This is a genomic window from Thiomonas sp. TH-17, from assembly GCF_057473305.1.
This window is the reverse complement of the sequence record NZ_JBYCKI010000148.1, coordinates 1-10,012: the sequence shown is the minus strand read 5'-3', so window position 1 is coordinate 10,012 and position 10,012 is coordinate 1. Positions and strand designations below refer to the sequence as shown.

The 10,012-nt window shown below is 57.2% G+C and carries 7 protein-coding genes; 1 reads left to right on the top strand and 6 read right to left on the bottom strand.

All coding sequences use genetic code 11. From position 1 onward, the window contains the following. A partial coding sequence (locus AC2VLV_RS08825) for an LPD7 domain-containing protein (protein ID WP_486989636.1) occupies positions 1–311 on the top strand: 311 nt, incomplete at its 5' end. 270 nt (positions 312–581) lie between these two features. Here the strand turns inward: AC2VLV_RS08825 and AC2VLV_RS08820 are convergent. From AC2VLV_RS08820 to AC2VLV_RS08795, 6 genes are all read right to left on the bottom strand, one after another. Further along, positions 582–3,353 (bottom strand): DEAD/DEAH box helicase, encoded by a 2,772-nt coding sequence (locus AC2VLV_RS08820; RefSeq protein WP_486989635.1) that lies wholly within the window; start codon positions 3,351–3,353, stop codon positions 582–584. Between the two features lie 9 nt (positions 3,354–3,362). Beyond that, positions 3,363–3,875: a hypothetical protein gene (locus AC2VLV_RS08815; protein WP_486989634.1), complete on the bottom strand. Its 513-nt coding sequence runs from the start codon at positions 3,873–3,875 to the stop codon at positions 3,363–3,365. Then, complete coding sequence (locus AC2VLV_RS08810) at positions 3,875–4,864, bottom strand: ParA family protein (RefSeq protein WP_486989633.1); 990 nt, start codon at positions 4,862–4,864, stop codon at positions 3,875–3,877. Before AC2VLV_RS08810 ends, AC2VLV_RS08815 begins: the two co-directional genes overlap by 1 nt. Continuing rightward, entirely contained in the window at positions 4,861–6,063 is a 1,203-nt protein-coding gene (locus AC2VLV_RS08805; RefSeq protein ID WP_486989632.1) for an ATP-binding protein, read from the bottom strand. Before AC2VLV_RS08805 ends, AC2VLV_RS08810 begins: the two co-directional genes overlap by 4 nt. Then, a complete protein-coding gene (locus AC2VLV_RS08800; protein WP_486989631.1) occupies positions 6,063–9,320 on the bottom strand; it encodes a DUF1156 domain-containing protein in 3,258 nt (1,085 codons plus the stop codon). Before AC2VLV_RS08800 ends, AC2VLV_RS08805 begins: the two co-directional genes overlap by 1 nt. Beyond that, on the bottom strand, positions 9,321–10,012 hold a 692-nt coding region (locus AC2VLV_RS08795), incomplete at its 5' end, for a hypothetical protein (RefSeq protein WP_486989630.1).

Genomic DNA, 10,012 nt, shown 5'->3' with positions numbered 1-10,012 from the left:
GACCCAGAATTGATGTCCATGAATCAGATGAAACCAGCCTTGAAGCCGCCCTGCGCGTGGCTGCACAAAAATATGGGGGCAAAGTGGACATCACCGGATCTGCAGAATTTCGGGAACAGGCAGCCAGAATGGCGACCCGTCTGGGTATTGATGTTATTGATGGGGATCTCGCAGCAATTGTGGATGATGAAAAAGCGAAGGCGGGGTTTAGCTGGAAGATGGAGCGTAAGGTCGTCGCAAAACCGCGTGAAGATACCAGGAAGCACGTTGAGCAATGTGATCATCCTGAAACTGGCGTAGATCTCGGTTAAAAACGCTTGGCACTCCTGGAAGTTTTGTTCCTTGCAGAGATCGGTTGGACGACATTTGGCGCTAGCCACCGGTGAAGACGTGAAGCTGTCCGGCTTGGGGAACTTCACCCTGCGGGAGAAGCGCGCCCAAACTGGACTGCACGGAACCCGAAGAGTGGAAAGCCGTTCGAGAACACTGCCCAGCGGATGGTGACGTTTCGGGCCAGCGCAATGCTACGCATTAATGTAATATTTCGGTACGGCTGACAGATATTGAGGTAGTAGCATGATCTATACGCACATGATCTCAACGTATCCAATCAACTCCGCCGAATAACTGCCATCTCCATTCGCTGCGCCCTTGTGCTTCAGTTCACGTTGCAAGGTCGGTTCAACCACCTGCGCGAATAGTTCCTGTCGCTGTTCTGGCTCGAACATCGGTAAGGTTATTGGTGCTTGGAGGTATTGCTCCGCCAGTCGCTCGACCGCCGGAACCCTTGTGCCGTCCTGCTTAACGGCAATTGGCTGAATGACGACACGACGTTCACCGTTGCCTACGGACGCTTCGACCATCCAGAGAGAAAGCAGAACCGGCGCGTCCACATCCCCTGAAACCGCAATGCCAATATCCTCGGCTGGAACGCTCCGCCAGCGTCCCAGCTCTTCCTGTATCAGCGGGTGATCCAAGCCCATCAATTCCACGTTGTCACTGCTCGTCGCCGTATCGCGGCTCAAGGTAAATCGTGCCCGATGTACGCCATCAACCGTCACTAGGTCGTATGTTTCGTCGTTAATCTTGACCAAGCGTTGCTGACGATCTGCCACTGCTGCCGACAGGAAACGCACCAACCGATCCAGGCTGGACGACACATCGGAAAACGGCTTGTAGTCATCGAGACTGAAGCCTTCAAGGTCTTGGAACAAATCGAACACAACTTGCCGCGCTTCGCGTGAATTCGAGAGTGCTGCCTCCAACTCCACCTGTGTGCGTTTCAGCTCAGGGTCGGACAACGCCTCCTGGTACAGGCGGTCGTAATTGAGGCGCTCAGATAGCTGGCCAAGAATCTGCGACCGTAGGTCTTCCGCTACGTTGCCTTGGTCGTCAATCTTGCCGACTGTCTTGGCGATTTCCGTCAGTTTTTCATCGAGCATCAGGAAAATTCGTCCTTCGATTGTGTCAGACAGGACGAGGTTGTAGACCTGCGCCGTGTGGTTCTGCCCATAGCGGTGGATGCGCCCGATGCGTTGTTCCACATCCATCGGATTCCACGGCAAATCGAAATTGAACAGGATGCGCGCGAATTGTAGGTTCAAGCCTTCGCGGCCAGCCGCTGTGCACACCAGAACACGCGGCCCATCCTTCAAACGGAATTTCCGCTCTGCTGCCAGCTTGGCACCGTGGTCGCCGCCACGCAGTACCACCACACCCTGGCCGGGATAGGCCTGCTCAATTTCGCGAGCAATCAGATCAACCGTACCGAGGTAGGTAGCGAAGATCACGATCTTCTCGCTAGCGTTCTGCCGCCACAGCGTGCCCAAGCCGTCGAGCAGCTTCTGCATCTTGGTCTCGCGCTCTGCCGGGAACAAGCGCAGCAGGTCGCCGATGCGCAGGCGCTCCTCCGGCAGGTGCAGGTTCACCACCGCCGAAGAGGCTTCTTCCGCGTGCGTGGCCGAATATTCGCTGCCGTAAGGATCAGAGGCCATCTCCAGCACCTCTTCGTCCAGCTTTTTCACCAGCCGATATTTCAGATCGGCCAGCACGCGATCCACCTCGCTGCGCCCGACGCTGTCGCGCGACAGGCAGAACTCCTCGTGGATCAGCTCGCGCGCTTCTTCGGTCAAGCGCTCGCGGCCCTCGATGTCCAGTTCCTTGTCGCGCAGAAACGCCTCGTGCAGCGTCAACATCAGCAGGCGGCGCTTGAGTGTGCGGCGCACGGCGGCGAAGCTCGATGCCGCGATCTTCTGGAAGATCGCCATCAGGAAGCCCAGCGCGCGCCCCTGGTTGCCTTGGCGGCGCGCGAGGTCGAAGCCATCCTCCAAATACTCGCGCAGCTTCTCGTAAAACAGGCGCTCCGCTTGGTTCATCACGAACGATTCGGTGTGAACCCAGCGCCGCGCAAATAGCGGTGAGCCATCCGGCTGGCAGGCGTCCGCCTTAGTGCGGCGGAAGATCACCGTATTGAGACGGTGGCGGTTCTCCAGCATCTCTTCGGGGCTGCCAAACAGCGTGGGGTTCAGGAGTTGCGCCAGCATCCAGAACTGGAAGTGATTTCCCTGGTGCGGGGTGGCCGACAGAAGTAGAAGGTCACGCGAATGATCTTTCAGCGCCTCGGCCAGCTTGTAGTTTTCGGTCTTGCGTACCTTGCCGCCGGTCTTGTAGGCCGTGAGGTGGTGGGCTTCGTCGAACACCACCAGATCCCAGCGCTGCGCGTTCAGCAGGCGCTTGATGCGCGCCGGGCGCTTCAGCGTGTCAATGCTGGCGATCAGCCGGTCGTGCTTGGCGAAGGCATTGGTCTTGCGGTCGGTGATGTCGCCCTCGGAGCCGAACACCTCGAAGTCGAGGTTGAACACCTCGTTCAGCTCACGGTGCCAGTTGTTCACCAGCCCGGCGGGCACCACCATCAGGGCGCGATTCAGCTCGCCCCGGCTGACCAGCTCTCGCAAAATCAGGGCGGTTTCAATGGTCTTGCCCAAGCCCACCTCGTCGGCAATCAGATAGCGCCGAGGAGATGCGGTGGCAATGCGGTGCGTCAGCACCACCTGATGTGGCAGCAGGTCGATCTTGGCCGAGGTCAGTGCCGACGCGTTTTCCATGACGGGCAGCGCGTGAGCCTCGTAGGATAGCCACGCTTTGCGCGCCCGATCTGCGCCGCCATCGACGGCACGCAGGATGCGCTCGGTGCGCGAGAGCTGGCGGTGCACCGCGCCCACCGGCACACGGCGCTCGCCCACGCCGAAGAAGGCGCGCAGGTAGCCATCGTGAGCCGGGTCAAGAACTACACCTTGGCCGAATTCGTGATGAGTGATCCGTTCGCCGGGTTGAAACTGAGCCGCTGCTTCCACGCGCCGACCTCAGGTAATTCGCAAGTGGAAGAGGCCTGCCGCTTTTGCGCCCTCGCGCAGCAGAATTTCCTGCGGGTACTCATTGGCCTCGCCCCAGAGCAAGCGGCCAAAGTCGAACTGCTGACCTCGGTGTGTCGCTTCGCACAACCACGATACCGCGTCGGTGGACGCCTGCACCCTGAGACGACTATCTCCCTGTGGCAACCAGAAGATCAGAGCAGCCTCGCCCGCGTAAGCATCTTGGAAAAACAGGATGGCGCGTTTGATCGTGTCTCCTAGCCAAATTTCGTCCTGATCGGGAGCCAGTAAATCAAGGCTACCGTCCAGCCCAGCCACCACCAGAGTCTGGCTGTCGTTACTAGGCAGGTCTTCTGGCCACTTATTCCCATTCGGAACGGCGGCCTGCAAAAACTGCCGCAAGCTCCACACCTCATCCGCCGCACAGACCGTATTGCGCGCTTCCTCATCCCACAGCCAACTGGTCCCTCGCCGTTGCCATACCGTATCGAAAATCTGTCGCATTAGGCAGACTCCTTGATACCAGTGCGTTCAGCAATCGCTTTAACCAACGTAGAAAAGTCATCATGACATTGCTGAACATTGGTTTGATGCGCGCCAATAGCGCCGTCGGCATTGCTTAATCGGAACATCGGCTTGCGCGCTTCCATAGCCATAGGCATCAGGCTGCGGTAATGCTTGATGCGCTGAATCAGGTTGCCATTGTTTTCATCTCCAGACCTATTCTCCACACCCAAAACACTGACGCGATAGGCCACCGGAAGGCGTGACTGCCACTTGGCGTAGGCCTTAGTAGGCCGCCCCAAACGCTCAGCATGTTGCATCAGCACATATCCCACTGGGCTCATGTCACCTTGTGGCATCGTGCCAAGGGAGCGAGGTGCCTGGGAAAGCGCTGCAGCCCATGTACTGCGCCACTTACGCAAAGTCGGCCCCAGGTTTTTCAAACCCTGTAGCGAAAACAAATCCGGCGCTACAGGCATCACCACATGGCTGGAGGCCACCAGCGCTGAGCGATTGATTGCGCCTAGATTCGGCCCCACATCTAGCAGCACGACATCGGCTTGATGCCGCTTTGCAGCCTCATCGATCACACGCCAGAAAGCCGTCGTAACACGAAACGCACGCTCACGTCCTTCCAGACAACGGGGCCACTCTGTAGACAAATCATCCTCAATACGGGACAAGGCAAGATCACCGACCAGTAATCCCAGTCGACTGTTTAATGACTCGATATGCACCGGGCGAACGTCTCCCGTGCCATCAAACAACGGAGCGACCGCGCCGTACATTGTGAGCGGATGTTCATCATCCGGCCACAGCGCTTCAAGCCGAGATTCGTCCAAAGCCATGATGGATAGGTTGGATTGCGGATCAAGATCTACCGCCAACACCCGCAAACCCTGTTCCGCAAACATGAAGGCGCAGTGATAGACCAGCGAGGTTTTGCCGACGCCACCCTTGTTATTGAAAAACGCGATATGGGCTGTCATGAAGACTCCCCCTGAATGATTGCGGCGACCACACCAGCTTGCACCTCAAAGTGCAGCCGTTGACCCAGCGCCTTTCGTGCAATGGCAATACCGGCACCAAAACGCTGAACATAGCCCAGCGCACGAAGCGCCTCGGCCAAATTGGGGTTGCGATAGTCGGTAATACCCGGCTGCCCAAAGTTCTCGGGAGTCACACTACCGAACGGGCCACCGGGGTTGTGAATTTCAATTCGATCATCGAACCAGTACACGCGAATTGGGGTGTTCGTTGCCTCATAGCTGCGGTGCATATAGGCATTGCGCACCAATTGGCGCAAGGCATCCAGTGGATACGTTTCACCACGTTCCTCCGTCGCAACATCGCGGAAACGAACGCCGCGCAAATTATGCGCAGCAAGCTTTTCTTCTAGCCGCCGAATCTGATCTGCCACGGTTCCATGAATAGGCTCTTCATCCACTACCGGCGCGGTCAGATCATCACCGGCCAACCGCAGGAACTGCGTATAGGCTCCCGGCAGCCAATCGGAAGGGGACTTGCCAATCACCAGTAAACCCAGTGTCGTTGGCGTTGGGTCATCTTCAATCATCACCATCTTAGTTGCAGCCAGCCTCTGCTCATAACTACGACCGTTAGAATCCAACACATCGCGTGCCACCAGTGCAGGTAGATACTCTTGCTCGAAACGCAGCCGATCAAGGTCTGTCAGATCTGCATCACGCACCGGCTGCACATCAAACGGGCGGTCATGGTGGCGACGACGCTCGTTGAGGATGCGTTCGTCCTGTGCCGTCGCCAGCCCACGGCGCGGTCCCCAACGCACATGGACACGCCCTTGGTAACGCACGGGAGGCGTATCGCAAGGCAAGACGGTGACTACCGCTACATTGCTCCCTTGCAATAAGCGCTTCTCCACAAATAAGGATGGTGGCGGCACAATATTGCCATCGGTCTTGATGCTGGCGAGGCTCAACAGCAGCTCATCGCTCACCACAAAGCCGGGCATGATGGCTCCATTGTCCTGCACTCCAATTAGAACCACGCCAGGCACACCATGTCCCGCCAAGTCATTAGCAAATGCACAGACAGCCTCGCGCACTTTTTTGGAAGCATCTCCCTGAAAAGACTGTTTGCGCTCCACACAATCTGACTCCAGATCAACCATCATGGCTTCTAACTCTGCGTCACTGTAATAGCTCATTACGCATACTCCCCATCGTCATCGAACAGCGACCCCTGCTGCGGCTTGGGTGCTTGGCTGGATTGCCAGGTGGTGAAGATCGACACCGCACGCGAGGCAGCAAAACGGGTAGTTTGATCCGACCCGTTCTTCTGCAACCACTCCAGCAGCGGCTTGAGCGCCACGTGTGGCTTGAAGTTATCGTTTTTGAGCGTGTCCGAGGCATTGATGCCGCTGCCGTCCACGCAGGCGCCGATCAGCACCAGTGCCTGATCGAGGTCAGAGGTGAGCTTGCGCTTGTGCTTGCCCGACCAATCGCGGGCGAAATCCAGCGGATTGGTGCGCGTGAACACCTTCTTCACCTCGCTGCACCAGCCACGCTGCACGAATTCATCCGGCGTGGTGATGGTGCCGCGCAGGAATTTCTGCAACTGGTCGCGCTGCAGCTCGGTAGCCGTGCCGAAGGTGCGCAGAAATTGCCGCGTCATCGGCTCGGCATTCACCGGCGGCGGCTCCTTGCCCTTGTCGGCATCCTCGTCGATGAGCTGGTTGATACCGACCAGAGCATCCTTGACCGAAATCGTGCGCCCCTCATCGACATAGACCTTGCCGTAGTGGCGCGAGAAATATTCCAGCGCCTTGCCACGCCGAATCACCTGAATGTCGGCGGCGGGCAAGCCCTCCTTGGCGTGGTTTTCCAGCATCGCCTGCAATTGGCGCACATCGGCCATCACCTCGCGGCGCATCCGGCCCCAGCTCACTGGCTTGGGTTCTTCCGTGCGCTTGCGGCAAACGTGGATGATGTCGTATTCGATTTTTTGAGCGCCAAACTCAGCGTTATCCCCCTTCGTTTCATCTGCACGAATTGGATAAGTCGCTTCGAGGTAATACCCGGCATCGAACAACGACTCCAGCACCGCCACCCACGGTTCGTCCTCGCTGTGGTGGAAGGTGAAGGCCAGGATGCCACTGGGCTTGAGTACGCGATGTGCTTCACGCCAGCACTGGGTGAGCAGCCTTTGATAGAAGCCGTTAGGGTCTTCAGGTTCGCGAAACTTGTTGGCGACAGCTTCCAGCGTCTTCGGTGCGTACTCTCCCGCGAAAACGTCTAGGTATTTTTTTCTCAAAACCAGTCGAAGCCAGACGTAGAAGAAGTCTGACAGCTCCGAATACTGAATCAGTCCACCGAACGGTGGATCAGTAATGACGAGATCAACACTGCCATCTGTAACCCCGACTAAGTCAGTGGATGACCCACAATACAGTTCGGCTTCATTTACTTGGTCTGCGGGATAAACCTTCTCGCTCTTACCGCTGATACTGCTGGACAAGACCGCGTCTCTCCGTTTTAGCCCCTCAGCACTCACCGCCTCCCAAGGCGATTTTGCCCAGTCACGCCCTTCGACTATCCCTTCTACACTGGAGGCCCAATTGCCTCGCCCAAGTTTAGGGAATACGCAGTTTTCGATAACAAGGTGTTTCGGCTGAAATCCCTTGTCCGCGAATGCGGGTTCGGGAGTGTCGCGCTGAGAATTCCAGAAGCTAAACATGCACTGGTTCCGCAGATATTGCTGGAAACCACCGAGGACATACTCGCGCACCTTCCAGTCGTAGTTTCCGACCTCGATAATGGCTTTGAGTAGTTGTGCGTGCACCAGCAACTGGCGCGGGTTGAACATCGTCCACCAGTGTGAGTGATGATGTCCTTCAACATCGTGCGGACCGATTTCAGCTCCGATGGGGATCGCACTACGCGGCCAGTAGTCTTTCAGATCACTCTCCTTGCGGGTTTCCCATTCAGCAAACGCAGTGTCGTATTGCCGTGCGTGTGCTGTGCCGTAAGCCGCAAAGAAGCGACCGCTATAGGGGTTGCCCGCCGCATCGCGCTTCGGCGCGTAGCCTTGCACTGCGTAGGCCGCCATCGGTCCGGTCTTGCCGGTGGCCTTCACGGTGGTCAGCACATCCTGCACCGTGCCACAGGCCGCGCAGGCATAGTTTGAGCGCTTAGGAACCGTGCCGATCTCAGGCTTGAAGGTAACCTTCGTTTCCGGGCAGGTCACTTCCTCCGGCAGCGTGCCGCGTACCTCCAGCAGCCGAATCTTGGATGCGCGCTCACTGCCCCAGCGCGTGGTCGCGGCCGCATCGTCCTGCGCCGAGCCGCCGTAGGGCTGACCTTGTGCGTCCTGCTTAGGCGAGCCAGCCAGCCATTGCGGATGCACCAGCAGGCTCAATTCGACCTTTTTGTTCTTGCCCTTGCCGAGCTTAATTTGTCCACGCTCGCCCGCGATGACCAATCCGTCTTTGGGGTGAAAATGGGCGGCAGTCTTATGCGTGCAGTGGGGGCAAGTTAAGCCTTGCACGGGATCAATCACTGCATAAGGTTGTTCCGAGGGCGAAATGAATAAAGGCACATCCGGAGCCATCCGCACGGCATCCTCCTCAATATGGAATACGCCGCCGCATTTTCCGCAGGTGTGCTCCCAGTGCTTCACGCTGATGGTTTTGACCGCCATCACCGGGCTGGTCATGATCGGTGTGCGATGGCCGCAGCCTGTCACCTGACACGGGCCGTGCTTGGCCCAGAAGGTGTAGATGATCTCCGGGCCTTCGTAACGGTAGTCCTTGCGCTCGTCGCGCGGGATGCTCAGAGGGTCGAAATCGGCGGGCATCACCTTCTTGGTCGGCAGGTGCGTCCACGTTCCTTTTTCACCCTCCGGGCCGTCGCAATAGTAATACGGCATGATCTGCGGCTTGACCTCGGCCTCGATGTCGGCGAGCAGCTTTTTCACTTCCTCCAGATCAACATTGGCCAGCTCCTGCTTAACCACAAACCATGCGACCGGGTTGAGGTCGTTGCCGACCATCTGCATGCCGAGACGTGAGCCTTCCACCAGCGTGGTGCCGCCACCCATGAAGATGTCGGCCACCTTCAGGTGCTTGAACGCGCCTTTCTTCTGGTGGTTGGCGTAGTAGTTGTCCCACACCAGCTTGGCCGCGTGTGATTTGTCTTCCGGGGCTTTGGTCGCCGCCGCAATCAACATAGAGCGAAACACGCTGGAGCGCCGCCGCGCCCACCATTTCGACATCTGGTAGATCGGCTTGCCCGCGTTGCCTTCGATGATCGCCACCTGATTGACGGGCAGGATGGGGAAATCCACCTCCAAGCAAGTCTTGGGTCGGTTCGGATCGTTGAAATCGACGGTTTCCAGCGCGACCGCCTTGCCTGCGCCGACGGCTTTAGCGACTTCTTGCGCCAGCAGTTCTTTTTTGGTGGCCATTTAATCTTCCCAACGCACAAGCGCAAACTGTTCAATTTGGTGTTCTGTCTTCAGGTGATCGCCCCAATGAAGCCAACTTTCAATCCCAGCATTCTCGACAGGAAAGTTCATCGGCAGCAAAGATTCTTCACCAGTCTCTCTCTGACCAAAGTAAGCGTGAAGATATTGTCCAGCGGATTCATTGGAGATAAAGCCTTCGTCAGAGTCCAAACGACCCACCACGCCTCCCAAGAATTTCGCAAGCGAGGTTGTCCCTTCTGGCAGGGCTGTCGGCGAGTGAAAGCACAAGTCAGTTCCCTGTTCTGAGAAGCTGTAGCTGTGCTTTGCGCTCGTCACCTTGACATGAGGTGGAATGGATACATGCTCCCGCAAAACCGGAATGGCATTGAAATTCACAGAGCCGACCCCATTGATTAGGATGCGTTCCAATTCCCACGGATCATGTCGCCACCATTGCGGCCACATGCTTAAACCAGCCAGGTGAACATGGAAGCGATATGCAGACCTGTCCAAAAACAAAGGACAAATGTATGCAGAATCGCCGAGCCTCCTTTTGACTAAGCGCTCTCGCAACCTAAGCAAAATATTGTGTTGATAATCCCTGTGAGATGGCTGCTTTTCTCTAAGCCAGAAATACAGTGTGCGGGGGGTTACTGGCAACTGTAGGAATTTTCTATCAGTAATAATCTTCG